Genomic DNA, 17,026 nt, shown 5'->3' with positions numbered 1-17,026 from the left:
AAACCTAACCGACCTTGATTCCATGGCAGGATGAAGGCAGGCGCCGCCCGCAATGTCCCGCTCTCTGAATTATCGTTAGCACAGGCGCCGCCCCCTTTGCGAGGCGGCGCGTGGTACAAAGTTTCGTTATCTTTGGAGGGTCGCCGGGCGAAACGGTACCGCTTCTGAATGATGATCCGGGACAGGCGGCAGTTGCAGCAACCGCACCTTCCCCATCCGCCGGTCGATCACGAAGACCTGCGTAGGATCGGCGGGATCGAAACTGAATGCCTGCCCTTCGGCCTCGACCTCAATCGTCGCAATGTGGATCAGGACAGGCCCCATGACCGGCTTGCCCAGCACATACATTTCCGGCCGGTCGTGGCCGAGCACATAAAGGTAGCCGTCAGGCCCAATGGCCCCGCCCGATGCCGCATAGGGCGCCATCCGCTCGGTGACGCTGTCAGGGAACATCCATCCGCCCATGCGCCGCCAATGGTCGTCGAAGAGGACAACACCGGAATAGCGGTGGTTCTTGAAGCCGACGCTGCCATTCTCGTCGTAATGGGCAAACCCGGCAATACGCCCTTCCGGCACTCGATCAAACCAGGTGAGCGAGCCCTCGTCCATCAGACCCAGGCTGTGGCTGGCGCGATGGGTCATGGTCTCAGGATCAAAAGTCTCAACCGAAGATGCCATGGGCGTGAGCGAATAGTTCGAGTTGGCGCAGAGGAGCGCGCCCTCCTCGACCAGGCAGGAATTCATGTGCCGCAGCAGGCCTTTGCCCGGCACCGCAAAGCGGGCCACCAATTCGCCCGTATCGCGGCGATATTTTCCGATGACGGAATTGTCGACGGGGTAGAAAAAGGTCTCGTCCGCCGCAACCCCCTGATCCGCTTCAGGCGCATCATAGGTGCGCACCGTGTTGGCCGTCAGGGACACAGCGGGCTGGGCCACGTAGGGTTCAACCTCATGGGATGGGATAGGCGGGGCCATGGCCAAAAGGACCGATGCAACAATATTCAGAATTATTCGTCTCCTGATAAAAATGTCGCCCGGGCGCGAACGCTCCGGGCGACGGGAAGATCAATGGATCGTGCGGCCTCAGAAGCCGTAGCTGGCACCCAGATAGATGGAACGACCGACATACTCGTACTCGGTGTTCCACTGCTCCCGGCCACCCTGGAACTCAGTGGTCGGCTCATCGTTGAGGTTCACGCCTTCGATGAAGATCTTCAGATCATCCATGATCTCATAGGAAATCTTGGCGTCCCAGCGTCCGAACTCACCCTGGTCCAGATTGACGGTGCTGTCTGAAAGATTCACATCGGTCAGGAAGCTGTCATTATACGAATAGCTGACCGACGCATCGAGACCGTGGTTCTGGTAGAAGGCAGAGAACGCATAGCTCTTCTCTGCCTGATTGAGCAGCGGCAGGGTTTCCCCGTTCACTGATGTCTCACCGTCGAGGAAGGTTGCCGACGCCGACACACCGAACCCGGCAAGAACTGGCGGCAGGAGGCTATCGAGCTGGGTCTGAACTGCAAGTTCAAGGCCGGTCAACTCGCTGTCCCCGCCGTTCACCGTCGTGGAAATGTTCAGCTCGTCAATTTCCGTCGGATCAACAGCACTGCCCAAACCCCGGGCTTCAAGCGCCGCAGCAATATCGGACTGCGTCGTGTACCGCTCGGACAGGCCGACCAGCTCGTCGGAGATGTCCTTGCGGAAAACGGCGGCCGACAAAAGCGTCAGATTGTTCGGGTACCACTCAATCGACGCATCGTAGTTCCAGGCGTGACGCGCCTCAAGATCGGGATTGCCGATAGAGAGATTCGCAATGCCGAGCTCTTCATTGTAGTTGGAGCGCGGTGCCACTTGGTCGAAATCAGGACGTCCTACCGCGCGCGTGACCGAACCGCGCAGCTTGACGCTTTCGGTCAGATCGAGATTGGCAAGCAGTCCAGGCAGAACGCTGACATAGTCGCCGCCATCCTTGATGCGGACAGCATCTTCATCTTCTAGCAGATAGCCTTCTGAATTGATCTCCGTGGCTTCGACGCGAACCCCGGCAATGACTTGCAGGCCGCCCCACTCACGCACACCCATGCCGTAGCCGGCCAGGACGGTTTCCTCGAGGCTGTAGTCAGCCGCATATTCTTCGACAAACGACGAGCCGGTATTCAGCTCGAAATAGTCTGCATTCGCAGCATTGTCGAAGAAGGCGTTCATCCCGCCAATATCCATGAAGATATTCGGCGCGCAGCCTTTATCGAGGCAGTTTGTGAAAGCGCCATTGGTAAAGGCGGGGTCTGTGCCGAGAGTCAGGTCCAGGGCCCCACCATCATAGCGGTCTTCCTGATAATCGCGGTCCCGCTCTGTCCGATTGGCCTTGGCCCCAAATTTCACATAGGTGCGATCATCAAGATCCCAGGTCAGATCGAACGTGGCGGACAGGCCATCTTCCTGCATGCTCGAGTCCGTGAACCGGACGCGGCGGAAATCGATCAGGGATGGGTCCTGACGATCCGGTGTCCCGGCACCAGGCGTAATGGTGACGATACCGTCGGCAGACATCACCCATTCATTGGGGCCGAAATTCTTGCCCGAACGGAATTCCCAATAGTCGTTCGGCTCTTCAATCTCGTTGCGATTGGCATTGACCTCGTACTGAAAGAGCATATTATCACGCTGGTTTTCGCCACCAAAGGTCAGAGCAAGGACTTGTTTCTCTGCATCCTCGAGGCGAATATTCGCTTCGATGCGGTTCTCGCCAGACGTCCCGGACGTCGGCGTGTCGAACACGATGTCAGTATCGAAGTTCTGACCATAGCGGTTGCGGTGCTGGTATTCATCCCAGCTGGAGTAAAAGGCGCGAGCATAATAGCGTGACGCGTCCGTTGGTCGGAATTCCAGCACGCCATTCAGGTTCAGCCGTTCACGGCCGATCACATAATAGTTGTTTTTGATGTTGACCGGTGCGGCACCACCAGTTGAGCCAGTCTCGCTGTCAGCGTCATTGATGGCCCAGTCATCCTGATAGAAACCCGGTGCAATATATTCTCGGTCCGACCAGGATCCTGCGAGGAGCCAGCCAAAGGTCTGGTCAGCATTCTTGCCGGAGATGGTGCCGTCAATGCCGTATGGATTGTGACCGCCATAGGCTTCATCTTCAGGCTCAATTTCCTCAAAACCGTAGCGGCCCGTCACATAGCCATAAAACTGTTCTTCACGATCAAAGGGTGACTTGGTCTGTACATTGACGGTCCCGCCAATGCCCTGCCCATCCATGTCTGGTGTGGGGGCCTTGATCACTTGCACCGCGCCAAGAACGCCGCCGGCGATGATGTCGAGAGGCGCCTGTCGACCACCGCCTTCGGTCTCAGGAGATCCCAGATTGGCGCCGTTGATCGTAACGTTGTTCAGGGACGGGTTGATCCCGCGGATCTGAACGTAACGCCCCTCGCCCTTCTCCACGAGCATGCTGACGCCTGGCAGGCGGTTCAGGCTTTCGCCGATATTCTTGTCGGGCAATTGGCCGAGTTCATCGACGCTAAGGGCGTCAATGATCTGATTGGCATTGCGCTTTTCCTCGAGGCCGCGCTCACGCGACAGCTTGGTACCCTGTACAACGATGATGTCTTCTGCGTCATCGGTCTGGGCCAGAGCGGATGCGCCGCCCAGCGCCGCGATGATACTGACGGTTGAAAGGAGATAATATCGAGATTGCATGTCATGCCCCACGTTAAATACACGGGGGGCCATGCTGATTTTCCATGACAGAACGGCGACGCTGACGTGAAGATTTTGCAACACTCATCAGCATACGGTGCAACAAATGCGCCTTAGCGCATCGCTTGCGTCAGGCCGAAAGCTTGCTGCGCTGCTCGTCCAGTTTCTCGGTCCAGCGGCGAAGCATGACGGCAATCTCGTCTTTTTTCACTGGCTTGGACAGATAATCGTCCATGCCTGCGGCCAGGCATTTCTCCCGTTGGTCGGCCATGGCATGCGCGGTCAGGCTGATAATCGGAACGGGAGAGCGACCGGCTGACGCCTCGAACGCGCGGATGTGGGCGGTCGCCTCATAGCCATCCATTTCGGGCATGGAGATATCCATGAGAACAATATCAAAAACCGATTTTTTGACTTGGTCCCACGCCTGACGACCGTTTTCAGCATAGCTGACATCGTAGCGCGCCTTGTCGATGAAGTTGCCGACCACAAGGCGGTTCACGGCATTGTCGTCCGCGACGAGGACTTTGTAGCGCTCCCCTTCAGGCAGTGCGGTTGGGGACGGCTCGATATCAGACCCGACTGAGCTATCCTCTTCCTGCTGCGGGGCATCGAGTGCCTTGTGGAGCGCTCCAAACAGATCGCTGGAGCGAGCGGGTTTGACGAGGTAGGCTGCGATGTTCATTGAACGGAACTCGGACAGAACCGCGTCGTCATCGGCAGATGACAGAACGATGATCCTGGTATCGCGGCAGACCGGGTTGGCCCGAATGCGTCGGGCCACGTCCAGACCATCCAGAATCGGCATGTGAAAATCGAGGATCACAGCATCAAAGGCAAGCCCCGCCATGGAAGCCTCGGCCAGTCTCAGGAGGGCGTCAGGGCCGCTGTCACACCGTACGCTTTCCAGTCCCCAGGACCGGCACTGCTCTTCCAGAATATCCAGATTGACGGCCAGATCGTCTACAAGCAGCACGCGCGCCGCAGGCAGGGTCTGAGAGGTTGGTTTCGACGGCAGCAGGAATTCAGCTGTTGGCAGAGGCACCCGCAGGCTGAAGGTCGACCCCTTGCCATAATCGGAGGTGACCGTGAGTGTACCCCCCATCATTTCAGCCAGACGTCGGGAAATCGTCAGGCCAAGTCCGGTCCCGCCAAAGACGCGGGTCGTCGTGGATTCAGCCTGATCGAACTCGCCGAAAATTGACTCAAGCTTGTCGGCCGGGATGCCGATGCCGGTGTCCGTTACCTCAATCTGCCACCATTCTTCGTCCGTCGCGCACTCCTCGCACGGGCCGACCGAAATCATGACATAGCCATTGGTCGTGAACTTGACGGCATTGCCAACAAGGTTTGTCACGATCTGGCGCAGACGCCCCGCATCACCCAGAAGGGATGGTGGCAGTCCCGGGGCGCAACGCGCGACCAGCTCAATCCCCTTTTCCACGGCCCGCGGGCCAAGCAGGGTTGCGACATCTTCAACGGCACTGCGCATGTCGAATGGCGTTGGATCAAGCTCCAACTTGCCCGACTCGATTTTGGAGAAATCCAGAACATCATTGATGATCGTCAGAAGCGCCGTGCCCGAGGATGAAATCGTCTCGGCAAAGAGTTTCTGACGGTCGTTGAGCTCCGTCTCAAGCAGCAGCTCTGACATCCCCAGAACGCCGTTCATGGGCGTCCGGATTTCATGGCTCATATTGGCGAGGAAGGCTGATTTCGCCTGGCTTGCCGCTTCGGCACGCTGCTTGGCTTCCTGGGCTTCCTGTGAGGCCTGCTCCAAAGCAGAGGTCCGATTGGCCACCCGGTGTTCGAGTTCGTCCACACTGTCCTGCAGGCGGTGCGACAGGCTCTGGAATGAGCGTGCCAGCGAGCCGAACTCGTCCCGGCGCTCCGTTCCGGGAAGATCCTGGACCAAACCGCCGCTCTCCATCGATCGCACGGCGGTTTCGAGGCTTTGCATCGGACGCGTCACGCTACTCAAGGCCCAACGCAGCACAAGCGTGAGGAACAGGAGCAGAAAGGCGCTTTTGGTGATCGCCGCCACCAGAAGCCCCTGCATTTCGCGGTTCAGGCTGGCGTCTGAAAAGCCCACCAGAATTTCGCCGAGGTCGGAGCCCTCGGGCGAGCGGACGATGGCCCGGTGTACATAGGCGGCGTTTTCATCCGGTACGCCGACCGTCACGAACTGTGCGCCTGAAAATTCCGCGATCCGCGCCCAGCTGATCGAGCGGTGCTCCAACAGCTTTTCGGCAAAGCCGCGAATGATGTCTGTGTCAAAATCATAAAGTGGCGACGCCACTGAAAGCGCTGTCGCTTCAGTCAGCAACACCCGGTCTTCGTTGAACCGTTCGACCATGGCCTGATGCGATGTCGAATATTCAAAGACGACGCTGGCAAACAGCGTGGCAAAGACCAGCACGCTTGTGACAATGGTCACGCGCAGGCTGAGCTTTTCATAAAATTTGTTGATGAAGCTCATGCTCATGTCATTCCCGTCCCATCAGGAGCGAGGCGGTTTCAAGTCCGCCTTCGGGTACGATAACGGGCACGCCAAACGCAGCGGGAAAGTCCGTTTCGCAATTATCGAGTTCATTCAGTAGACGTTCGTATTGAACGATATTCTCACGGCGCAGTGGCGACAGGGCCGACACGAACTGGCTTTCTGATGGGCGACGAGGCGCAGCGCGCTTCAGCACATGGTCGACCAATATGCCTATGGCGAGCGCCACGTCCGCATTATGTCCACCGAGGCTTGCCGCATAATACCCCTCTTCCATCAGCTTGCGGGCCGGGTCCGTCCAATCATAGCCGCCGACCACGACGCCCTCTCGGCGGTCGATCATGTCCATGGCGGCGAGCGCCATCGTGTCATTCGCGGCCCACAGGACATCGACCTTGCCATAACGAATGGACATCATGCGCGCCTTCTGCGCCGCCACAATGGGCGACCAGTTCGCATAGGCGATCTGGATCAGCTCTGCATCCGACGCTTCCTCGACCGCACGTCGCAGTCCCTTTGACCGGGCGATGGAGACGGGATTGATCCCCTCGCCGGAAATGCCGACGATCCGAATGGGCGGCTCAATATCGCGTCGACGCGCTTCGTCGAGGAGGATATTGGCAAGATCGTATCCGGCTCGCTCATCATCAGGAACGACGTGCACGACGTAGTAAGGATATTTCTGCTTCGGATTGCCTGTGAGGGCGTAGTTCACATCGCTAAGTGGTGTGATGGCAAAACCGGTGAAAACGCCCTCTGAGTCCAGATAGCGGACCAGTTGTGCTGCGTAGGTCATCTGCGTCACGACCACGGCCGCTTTGGGCTGGTATTCCGCGACATGCGTTTCGAGCGCGGCCATGCCCGCGGCTTCTTCAGGTGACAGATTGAGCACTTCGAACCGAAAACCGTAACTGACGGCGGCGGCGCGCGCGAAGCGAACGACGCCCGTCATCCAGGGGTCATTGGGCGTGTAGGTCACCATGATCAGCGTCAGCACGGGCGACGCCTCATCCACGTCGCAGCCTTTGGCTGAAACGGGCTGCAGCGACGCCAGAATAAACGCGAGGCTGATCGCAATGAAACGCATGCGGGACCCTTTTTTGCTCTACTCCCGCGCCTGTCTAACCAAACATCACTAACGTCGGCCTTATTTAAACGTGAAATTTGTCGCCTTGGGCGGCACGAGAGGCGCGAATGCGCGTCAGGCGCGGCATCTGATCTTCACTGTCGCAGTCGTGACGATACGGCGGTGGCATCTGTCGGTCTGCGCGCTTTCCCGCTACGGTCGATTGGTTTACGGTTCGTTAGAAGTGAAACTAAGGTTCTCTATGAAACGCTCCCTGATTGCCGCTTTGTGCCTGTCCACTGCCTTCGTCCTGCCCGGTGCAGCGATGGCCAAACGTCTGACCGAGAAGGACGCCGCCACATTCCTGACCGAGGTCGAGACGACCTATAAGGATGTGTGGGAGGAAGCCGCCCGCATCTCCTGGATCAAGGCGACCTACATCAATTACGACAGCAATTGGCTTGAAGCGAAAATCTCTGCCGAGCTGACCGAGATGGCCGTCGAATACGCGAACCGGGCGAAGGATTTCGACACGACCAAACTGCCGACCGAGATGCGGCGCAAGATGGACATCCTGAAGGCCGGCATCACCCTGCCCGCCCCTGCCGGTCCTGACGCCGCCAAGGCCTTGGCCGAGCTGACGACCCGCCTCGACAGTACCTATTCCACCGGCAAGATCGAGTTCGAAGGCCGCGTTGTGCCGCAGAATGAGACTGAGCTTCTGATGCGGGAACTGCGCGACCCGGCCAAGCTGGAAGAAGTCTGGACCAAATGGCGTGAAGTCTCAAAGCCCATGAAGCAGGACTATGCGGACATGGTGGAGATCGCCAATGCCGGCGCGAAAGAACTGGGCTTTGACGATCTGGGCCAGATGTGGCGATCCAATTACGACATGGATCCCGATGCGTTCGCCGTCGAGGTTGATCGCCTGTGGGGCCAGGTCAAACCGCTTTATGAGAACCTGCAGTGCCACGTGAAGTACAAGCTCAATGAAGAATATGGCGACGAGGTCGTGCCGCTCGACCAGCCCATTCGCGCCGACCTTCTCGGCAATATGTGGGCCCAGAGCTGGGGCGCGCTCTACGATATCGCGGCACCGGAAACGCCCGAGGGCGCCAGCCTCGACATGACGAGCCTGCTGAAGGAAAATGGCTACACGCCGCTTAAAATGGTGAAGACCGCCGAAGGCTTCTTTACCTCGCTTGGCTTCCCGCCTCTGCCGGAGACGTTCTATGAGCGCTCGCAGATCACCAAACCTGAAGGCCGGGATGTTGTCTGCCACGCATCAGCCTGGAACCTCGACAATGTCGACGACCTGCGCATCAAGATGTGTACGGAAGTGAATGAGGACGACTTCACGACCGTCCATCACGAGCTCGGGCACAATTTCTATCAGCGCGCCTACAATGAGCAGCCCATCCTGTTCCGCGGCGGGGCCAATGACGGCTTCCATGAGGCTATTGGCGACATGGTCGCGCTGTCGATCACGCCGGAATATCTGCAGCAGATCGGCATGATTGATGAGGTGCCGTCGGCCGAGGGTGACCTCGCCATCCTCATGCAGCGCGCGCTGGACGGCGTTGCTTTCCTCCCCTTCGGCCTGCTCGTGGACAAATGGCGGTGGGAAGTCTTCTCAGGCGAGCTGACGCCGGAAACGTACAATGAAGGCTGGTGGTCGCTGCGCGAGGAGTATCAGGGTATTCGCCCGCCAAACGATCGCCCCGCTGATGCCTTCGATCCGGGTTCGAAGTATCACATTCCCGGCAACACGCCTTACATGCGCTACTTCCTTGCCCGGATTCTGCAGTTCCAGTTCTATCAGGCCGCCTGCGACCAGATCGGCTGGGAAGGTCCGCTTCACCGGTGCTCGTTCTACGGCTCTGAGGACGTCGGTGCGAAGTTTGCCGCGATGCTTGAGCAGGGCAACAGCCAGCCATGGCCCGATACACTGGAAATGTTCACCGGCACCCGCGAAATGGACGGCTCTGCCATGGTCGAATATTTCCGCCCTCTGATGGATTATCTTGAGGAAGAAAATAAAGACCGCCAGTGCGGCTGGTAATCTGACACCCACCAAGGCTGGCACCCGGCGGGGTTGCCAGCCTTTTTTATGCTCTTGAGGCAAACTTGCGAGGTTCGACAGGATGCTTTTTCTACCGCTTGTCATGGTCGCCCTGTCCAATACACTCCCCCTCATGCCAACGCCCGGCGATGAAACAAACACTGCGCAAGCCGACGCCCTCCCCGCGCCGCGGCCCGATCACGTCGAGGATCGCTTCGCCCGACTCGCGCTCACTTGTGTGCACAAGGAATATCCCAACAAGATCAGCCATGTCCTGAGCAGCACGGAGGATGCCCAAGCGCCGTCATCGCTGTATCCTGCCTTTTATGGGTGTTTTGACTGGCACTCCTCGGTGCACGGACACTGGCTTCTGGTTCGACTCCTGAAGGCTGAACCAGATGGCCCCTACGCTGAATTGATCAGGGAAGCCCTGGCAACGTCTTTCACGGCCGAGAACATCGCCGGGGAAACCGCCTATTTCGCGACAGAGGGCCGGGCCTCTTTTGAACGGCCCTACGGCACCGCATGGTTTCTCCAGCTCATTGCCGAGCTGGATGAATGGGACGACCCCCAAGGGATGGAGTGGCGAGAGACCCTGCGGCCGCTGGAAGCCGTCATCGTCGCCAAGACATCGGACTGGCTGCCCAAACTTGCCTATCCCATTCGTCTGGGCACACACAATCAGACCGCCTTCGCCTTCGGGTTGATGATCGACTATGTACGGACCACCGGGAACGAGGCGTTCGAAGCGCTTCTCACCGACAAGGTTCTCGCCTTCCACCTCGAAGACCGAAACTGTCCGCTAGCGTACGAACCTTCTGGCGAGGACTTCCTCTCGCCGTGCCTGCACGAAGCAGACCTGATGCGCCGGGTGCTGCCTTCTGACCAGTTTGCGGAATGGCTCAGCGGTTTCCTGCCGACCATCCCCACCACGGGCTCTGGCGACTGGCTCGCACCGGGTATTGTCGAGGACCCGACCGATGGCAAGCTGGTCCATCTCGACGGCGTGAACCTGTCCCGCGCTTGGGCGCTCGAAGGCATAGCCGCCGCCCTGCCTGCCGATGATGCGCGCCGCGCCAGCCTCTTGGCCAGTGCTGCTCTGCACAGGGAGACAAGCATCAAGGCCGTCTCGGATGTCCACTACGCCGGCTCCCACTGGCTGGGCAGTTTTGCGACCTACCTGACGACCAAGCGCGGCATTACGGGCGCCGGTACCCCGGAATGAAACTGAAGATCGGCCCGGGCGCGCTTGTCGCCGCCGCCTTTATCGGGCCCGGCACGGTCACCACCTGTACACTGGCGGGGGCGAATTTCGGCTTTGCCCTCCTCTGGGCGCTGGTCTTCGCAACGATGGCCACGATTGTCCTGCAGGATATGGCCGCAAGGTTGGGCGCAGGCGGCGGTCTGGGCCTTGCCGAAGCGCTAGGCCAGATGATCCCCGTCGGCCCGGCACGCTGGTTGATGATGATCCTTGTGCTGACCGCTATCGGCCTTGGCAATGCTGCCTATGAGGCGGGCAATCTGATGGGCGGGACGCTCGGTCTCAATGCCCTGATCGGGCGAGATACCACCAGTGGATGGCACAGCTGGCCCCTTGTCCTGAGCGCCGGGGTCGCCCTCGCGCTGGGACGCTACCAGATGCTCGAGCGGATCCTGATCGGCCTCGTCATCATCATGGCCCTGGCGTTCGTGGCGGCGGCTGTTCTGGTACATCCTTCGCTCAGTGCTCTTCTTGCGGGACTGCGCCCCGCCATACCGGAAGGTGGCCTCCTGACCACCATTGCCCTGATCGGCACAACAATTGTTCCGTACAACCTGTTCCTGCACGCCAGTGCTGCGCGTCAGCGATGGGCGGGCGGCGGCGACGTCGGTGCCGCGCGCAGTGACACCGCTGTTTCAGTGAGCCTTGGCGGCGTGGTCTCGATCCTTGTTCTGGCGACGGCGGCCACCGCGCTCTTCGGCCAGGCCCTGAGCATTCAGAGCGCAGGCGATATGGCGCGCAGTCTCGAGCCAACCTTCGGGCCGATGGCGCGCGTGCTCATCGGCGCCGGGTTGCTCGCCGCGGGCCTGACCTCAGCGATCACCGCACCCCTCGCCGCAGGGTTCGTGGTCGCTGAGTTTTTTGGTCGGGATGAGACGTCATCCCGACGGTTGCGGGTCATCACCAGCCTTGCCATCCTGTTGATCGGCACGGTGATTGGCTTCCTGGGTATCCGGCCCGTGACGCTGATCCTCGTGGCGCAGGCTGCCAATGGCCTCCTGCTGCCGATCATCGCCGTCTTTCTGTTGTGGGTCATGAACCGGCGTGGCATTCTGGGTGCCCACGCCAACAGTCTTGCGAGCAATCTGGCGGGCAGTGTCGTGGTGCTGGTCGCCGTCCTTCTGGGCCTGCGCGGCGTGGCCCGGGCGCTTGGTATCTGGCCCTGAGGGGCACAAGCCTTGACGCAAGGGGCCCAAAAGCGCAGGAGCGCGCGTCTTAACGCATAAAATTGAAAGGTTCTGCTGAAATGGAGTTTCGCGTCGCCGTTGTCGGGGCCACCGGTATGGTGGGTCAAGAGGTCCTTGCGATCCTGTCAGAGCGGCTCTTCCCAGCGAAGGAAGTGATCGCGCTCGCCTCCCGGTCGTCACAGGGTCGGGAAGTGTCCTTTGGAGACAAGACACTGAAGTGCCAGGATCTGGCCCAGTTCGATTTCTCGAAGGCGGACATTGCGATTTTCGCCGCTGGCGGATCCATTTCGGAAGAATTCGGCCCCAAGGCCGCCAAGGCCGGCTGCGTCGTCATCGACAACTCATCCCATTTCCGCCTTGACCCGGACGTGCCGCTGATCGTGCCAGAGGTGAACCCGGACGCCGTGCGTGGCTTCAAGAAAAAGAACATCATTGCCAACCCGAACTGCTCGACCGCGCAGCTCGTCGTGGCGCTGAAGCCGCTGCATGATCGGGCGAAAATCAAGCGCGTTGTCGTCTCAACCTACCAGTCCGTGTCCGGTGCCGGGCGCGAGGCCGCCGATGAGCTGTTCACCCAGACCAAAGGCATCTTCGTCAACGATCATCCCGATCCGGAGCGCTTCACCAAGCAGATCGCTTTCAACGTCATCCCGCATATCGACGTGTTTCTGGACGATGGGTCGACCAAGGAAGAGTTCAAAATGGTTGCCGAGACCAAGAAGATTCTCGACCCATCAATCAAGCTCAACGCCACCGCCGTGCGTGTGCCTGTCTTTGTCGGCCACTCCGAAGCGGTGAACATCGAGTTTGAAAACGAGATCACCGATGACGAAGCGCGGGACATCCTGCGCGAGGCCCCCGGCTGCATGGTCATCGATAAACGTGAAGATGGCGGCTACATCACGCCAGTGGAATGCGTCGGCGACTTTGCGACGTTCATCAGCCGGATCCGTGTCGACCCGACCGTCGAGAACGGCCTGAATATCTGGGTTGTGTCGGACAATCTGCGGAAGGGTGCAGCGCTGAATGCCGTGCAGATTGCCGAACTGCTGATCAATCGCAATCTGATCGAAGATCGCAGCTAAAGCCCGCTCTTCACCGCTATCTAAAAGGCCGGGACGCAATCCCGGCCTTTTTCATGGTGCGCGTCCCGATCAATTTTCTGAAGTGAAGATGCAACAAACTGCCGACTGTGGTCGTTGCAATGGCATGAACACACATAATACACCCGCCACAAACGATGGAGGCGCAGATATTCTGCGCATCCTCGTCGCCATCCTCCTGCCGCCACTTGGCGTCTTTTTGCAGGAGGGGATTAAAACACAATTCTGGATTAATCTGGTCCTGACATTGCTCGGTTATATTCCGGGCATCATCCACGCCGTCTACATTATCCTCAAACGATAGTGTGACAGCCCAGGGACCGGTCAGTAGAAATGCTGACCGGTCTTTGCGAAATTATCCGGCTGGCATCCCCCGTGATGTGAGCCTATGGGCCGTTCATGACCGGAACGAGCCAAAATAATGAGACCCGCCTTGGTGTTCTCTCCTCTGCTGCTGCCTACAGCATGTGGGGCCTTTTCCCGCTTTACTTCCTCGCACTGCGCGGAACGGCGGCGGACGAAATTCTCAGTCACCGCATTTTATGGTCCGTCCCCTTCGGGGCACTGATCATCACCCTGCGTAGCCAATGGCCTGAGATCCGCCGTGGCCTTACGACCCCTTTTATTCTGATGCGGTTGGCCATGGCCGCCGGTGTTATCGCCGTGAACTGGCTGATCTACATTATCGCGGTACAGAATAACCACATTTTTGAAGCCAGCCTCGGCTATTACATCAACCCGCTCATGTACGTGCTGGTGGGCGTCGTCGTGCTCAAGGAACGACTGCGGCAGAAGCAGCTTTTTGCCGTCGTCCTGGCCGCCACTGGCGTTGCGATATTGACCGTATATGGAGGAAAATTCCCTCTCGTCTCGGTCGTTCTGGCGGCCAGTTTTACGGCCTATGGTTTCATTCGGAAGCGCACAGATATCGGCGCGATGCCAGGCCTCTTTATCGAGACGCTGTTGCTGTCGCCAATCGCTGGCAGCTATCTTCTCTGGCTACTGATGACCAGTGAAACGGGAATTGCCAGTGGAGACACGGCAACGGTGTCTCTCCTCGTCATGGCGGGCCCGATCACGGTCCTTCCCCTTCTGCTGTTCGCTATCGGCGCGCGGCGCCTGACCTTAGCTACACTTGGCTTTCTGCAATTCATCGGACCGACGCTGCAGTTCATGATTGGCCTCATTGAGGGAGAACCCTTCACCCGCGCGCACCAGATTTGCTTTGGCATGATCTGGCTGGCCGCAGCACTCTTTGCCTACGATGCCTGGCAGTCGCGGCCCCGCGCTGTTGCTGCCCGCGCCGCGCGAGCAGCGGGGCCATCTGCGCGGCCGGTGAAATAGGAAAAAGTGGCGGGACACCATCGAGGGGAACGAGGGGGGGGATGACAGCGCCCCGCCGGGGGATCGCTTCGCAGCGACCTTGACCAGAAGATGGGCCCCCCTCTCCGAAAAGAAAGGGGGACTGCCAGCGAAGATTGATTAACGATTTGTCAGAACAAGGAAGACTCTGCAGCGGGACACTCAGCGCGCCGTCAATTGTGTCCATCCCGCAGGATTACGTCGGTCCAGCGCGACAATTCGGCGCACACCATCCTGTCCTTCGATGATAACACAGATTAATCCGTCTCCTGCGGAAACGGAAATGACCGTGTCGCCACTGGCCAGATCGAGCGTTGGCAGGTCAGCAAGATCGGCACCTGTCGCGATGGCCATTGGCGCGGCCGCATCGTCATTCTTGCCGAGCGCCATCATCTTGACGACGATCAGCAGGGTGCCAAGGCACAGGAGCACACCCAGCCCCACAACGATGCCTTTCAGCACCGCGAGATTGGGGCCCGGCGGCGCTTGATCGGGGGAATTCATTTCTTCTGTCATGCAAAGGCGTTTGACATAAACCGCGCGCGAACGCACCAGTCCTTCAATGACGACAGAACCCATCACAATCGAAGTCGACGAGGACAATGCCGGTGAGAGGCTGGACAAATGGTTCAGCCAGCAGGTCGACACCCTGTCACGCGCGCGCGTAAAGGCACTCATCGAAGGCGGCGCCCTGACCCGCGACGGCACCGTCTGCGAAGACCCGAAATGGAAGATCCGCGCCGGCGAGGTCTTTGTCCTGACACCGCCGCCCGTCGCGGACCCCACGCCGCGGCCCGAGAACATCCCGCTGGATGTCCTGTTCGAGGATGACGACCTGATCGTCATCAACAAGCCCGCTGGCCTTGTGGTCCATCCGGCCGCCGGCAACTGGACCGGGACGCTGGTCAATGCCCTCCTCCATCATTGCGGCGATACGCTGTCCGGAATCGGGGGCGTGGCGCGGCCGGGCATTGTACATCGGCTCGACAAGGAAACATCGGGCGTGATGGTGGTCGCGAAGAACGACCAGGCCCACCAGGGGCTGAGCGACCAATGGGCCGTCCACGATATTGAGCGTGCCTATCTTGCCGTTTGCCATGGCAGCCCCCGCCCCACGGTCGGCACCATTCATCTGCCGATGGCCCGGGCACAGAACGACCGCAAGAAGATGACGGTGGTTGGCTGGGACCGACCGGAAGGCAAAGAGGCCGTCACCCACTTCAAACGGGTCGAGGCCTATGGCGATGGTCGCGCCAAACTTGCCGGCGATGTCCTTGCGTCGCTGGTCGAGTGTCGCCTGGAGACCGGCCGCACCCATCAGATCCGTGTTCACATGAGCCATATCGGCCATCCGCTGATCGGTGATCAGGTCTACGGCCGCTCCGGCGTGCCGGGTCTGCGGCCGGGGGATCCTGCCGCTGATCATGCCCTTGAAGTCGTACGGAACTTCCGGCGACAGGCGCTGCACGCCGCTGTTCTGGGATTTGAACACCCGGTCACGGGCGAGGACCTGCGATTTGAAACGGCACCGCCTGCGGACTTCAATGTCCTGACAGATGCCATGAGAGCACTGTGACGCGCTTGTCCCCGCCCTTTTGAGTTGCGGCACAATGGCCTGCGGCAAGTCTTGGGCGGAACCAATGCCGCGCGCACACGCTATCTGAGAAACCCCCTAGGGCATTGCCCTTCTAGGGAACCAATCAAGATGTCGGGCGTTGCCGAAGACGCAACTTTCTATCAACGCCCTCTTTTTTATAAGCCTGTAAGCCCCCATCTGGTGATGACGATTTTGGGGCACGCCTTCCGCTGAGGAAGATCGAGGGACGAATATATCATGGCGAATGCTTTAACACCGACCGGCTCTGCGCTGACCCCTGAAGGCGGGTTGTCACGCTATCTGTCGGAAATCCGCAAATTTCCAATGCTGGAAAAAGACCAGGAATACATGCTCGCCAAGCGTTTTGCCGAACATGCTGACCCTGATGCCGCCCAGCAATTGATTACCTCTCACCTCCGCCTCGTGGCCAAGATCGCCATGGGCTATCGCGGCTACGGCCTGCCCACCGGAGAAGTCATCTCGGAGGGCAATGTCGGCCTGATGCAGGCCGTCAAGAAATTCGATCCTGACAAGGGCTTTCGCCTTTCCACATACGCCATGTGGTGGATCCGCGCCGCGATCCAGGAATACATCCTGCGGTCATGGAGCCTTGTGAAAATCGGCACCACCGCCGCGCAGAAGAAGCTTTTCTTCAACCTGCGCCGCCTCAAGGGGCAGATCGATGCTGTGGACGATGGCGACCTGAAGCCCGATGAGGTGGAGCACATCGCCACCAAACTGGGTGTTACCCATGATGAGGTCGTGTCCATGAACCGCCGGATGGCCGGGGGCGACAACTCGCTCAACGCGCCAATGCGGACGGACGGCGACGGTGGTTCGGAGTGGCAGGACTGGCTCGTTGACGACAATGCCGTCAACGCTGAAGCCCAACTTGCCAATTCTGATGAGTTCGACACGCGCATGGACCTGCTGCAGCGGGCCATGGGCGAGCTCAATGAGCGCGAACGTCACATCCTCTCCGAGCGCCGCCTGACCGAGTCGCCAAAGACGCTCGAAGATCTGTCCACAGAATATAGCGTCTCGCGCGAGCGTATTCGGCAGATTGAGGTCCGCGCCTTTGAAAAACTGCAGAAGGCCATGAAACGCCTCGACCGTGAGATGCGTGAAGACACGTTGAAGTAAGTCGGTGTGAGCAGAGCGTGACTGCTTGCGCTCTGCC

The 17,026-nt window shown here is 59.3% G+C and carries 13 protein-coding genes; 8 read left to right on the top strand and 5 right to left on the bottom strand.

Annotated features, from left to right (window positions below):
- Window positions 1-126: 126 nt before the first annotated feature.
- The 4 genes from RUI03_RS02775 to RUI03_RS02760 form a co-directional block, all read right to left on the bottom strand.
- The gene (locus RUI03_RS02775) at window positions 127-975 is read right to left on the bottom strand and encodes a hypothetical protein (protein ID WP_317288765.1); all 849 of its coding nucleotides are present in this window, start codon (window positions 973-975) and stop codon (window positions 127-129) included.
- A gap of 108 nt (window positions 976-1,083) precedes the next feature.
- Complete coding sequence (locus RUI03_RS02770) at window positions 1,084-3,708, bottom strand: TonB-dependent receptor (RefSeq protein WP_317288764.1); 2,625 nt, start codon at window positions 3,706-3,708, stop codon at window positions 1,084-1,086.
- A gap of 130 nt (window positions 3,709-3,838) precedes the next feature.
- A complete protein-coding gene (locus RUI03_RS02765; RefSeq protein WP_317288763.1) occupies window positions 3,839-6,193 on the bottom strand; it encodes a response regulator in 2,355 nt (784 codons plus the stop codon).
- 1 nt (window position 6,194) lies between these two features.
- Window positions 6,195-7,295 carry a substrate-binding domain-containing protein gene (locus tag RUI03_RS02760; RefSeq protein WP_317288762.1) on the bottom strand — a complete coding sequence of 367 codons (1,101 nt, stop codon included), beginning with the start codon at window positions 7,293-7,295 and terminating at the stop codon, window positions 6,195-6,197.
- Between the two features lie 241 nt (window positions 7,296-7,536).
- On the opposite strand from RUI03_RS02760, the gene RUI03_RS02755 reads away from it, so the two are divergent.
- The 6 genes from RUI03_RS02755 to rarD all read left to right on the top strand — a co-directional run bounded on the left by RUI03_RS02755 (window position 7,537) and on the right by rarD (window position 14,231).
- Entirely contained in the window at window positions 7,537-9,336 is a 1,800-nt protein-coding gene (locus tag RUI03_RS02755) for a M2 family metallopeptidase (RefSeq protein ID WP_317288761.1), read from the top strand.
- A gap of 133 nt (window positions 9,337-9,469) precedes the next feature.
- Window positions 9,470-10,561 carry a DUF2891 domain-containing protein gene (locus RUI03_RS02750; RefSeq protein ID WP_410795908.1) on the top strand — a complete coding sequence of 364 codons (1,092 nt, stop codon included), beginning with the start codon at window positions 9,470-9,472 and terminating at the stop codon, window positions 10,559-10,561.
- Window positions 10,558-11,763 (top strand): Nramp family divalent metal transporter, encoded by a 1,206-nt coding sequence (locus tag RUI03_RS02745; protein ID WP_317288759.1) that lies wholly within the window; start codon window positions 10,558-10,560, stop codon window positions 11,761-11,763. The genes RUI03_RS02750 and RUI03_RS02745 overlap by 4 nt, the downstream gene beginning before the upstream one ends.
- 80 nt (window positions 11,764-11,843) lie before the next feature.
- A complete protein-coding gene (locus RUI03_RS02740) occupies window positions 11,844-12,869 on the top strand; it encodes an aspartate-semialdehyde dehydrogenase (RefSeq protein WP_317288758.1) in 1,026 nt (341 codons plus the stop codon).
- Window positions 12,870-12,993: 124 nt separating this feature from the next.
- Window positions 12,994-13,191, top strand: a complete 198-nt coding sequence (locus RUI03_RS02735; RefSeq protein WP_410795907.1) for a YqaE/Pmp3 family membrane protein — start codon at window positions 12,994-12,996, stop codon at window positions 13,189-13,191.
- A 95-nt stretch (window positions 13,192-13,286) separates the two neighbouring features.
- Complete coding sequence (gene rarD / locus RUI03_RS02730) at window positions 13,287-14,231, top strand: EamA family transporter RarD (RefSeq protein WP_317288756.1); 945 nt, start codon at window positions 13,287-13,289, stop codon at window positions 14,229-14,231.
- A 180-nt stretch (window positions 14,232-14,411) separates the two neighbouring features.
- Here the strand turns inward: rarD and RUI03_RS02725 are convergent, their stop codons facing one another.
- Entirely contained in the window at window positions 14,412-14,765 is a 354-nt protein-coding gene (locus RUI03_RS02725) for a hypothetical protein (protein ID WP_317288755.1), read from the bottom strand.
- Between the two features lie 46 nt (window positions 14,766-14,811).
- Between RUI03_RS02725 and RUI03_RS02720 the strand changes: the two genes are divergently transcribed.
- A complete protein-coding gene (locus RUI03_RS02720) occupies window positions 14,812-15,825 on the top strand; it encodes an RluA family pseudouridine synthase (protein WP_317288754.1) in 1,014 nt (337 codons plus the stop codon).
- Window positions 15,826-16,083: 258 nt separating this feature from the next.
- Window positions 16,084-16,989 (top strand): RNA polymerase sigma factor RpoH, encoded by a 906-nt coding sequence (gene rpoH, locus RUI03_RS02715; RefSeq protein ID WP_317288753.1) that lies wholly within the window; start codon window positions 16,084-16,086, stop codon window positions 16,987-16,989.
- Window positions 16,990-17,026: the final 37 nt, after the last annotated feature.

The organism is Parvularcula sp. LCG005, from assembly GCF_032930845.1.
Classification (GTDB): Bacteria; Pseudomonadota; Alphaproteobacteria; order Caulobacterales; family Parvularculaceae; genus Parvularcula.
Note: the sequence above shows the minus strand (reverse complement) of the source record. Positions and strands in the feature narration are given on the sequence as shown.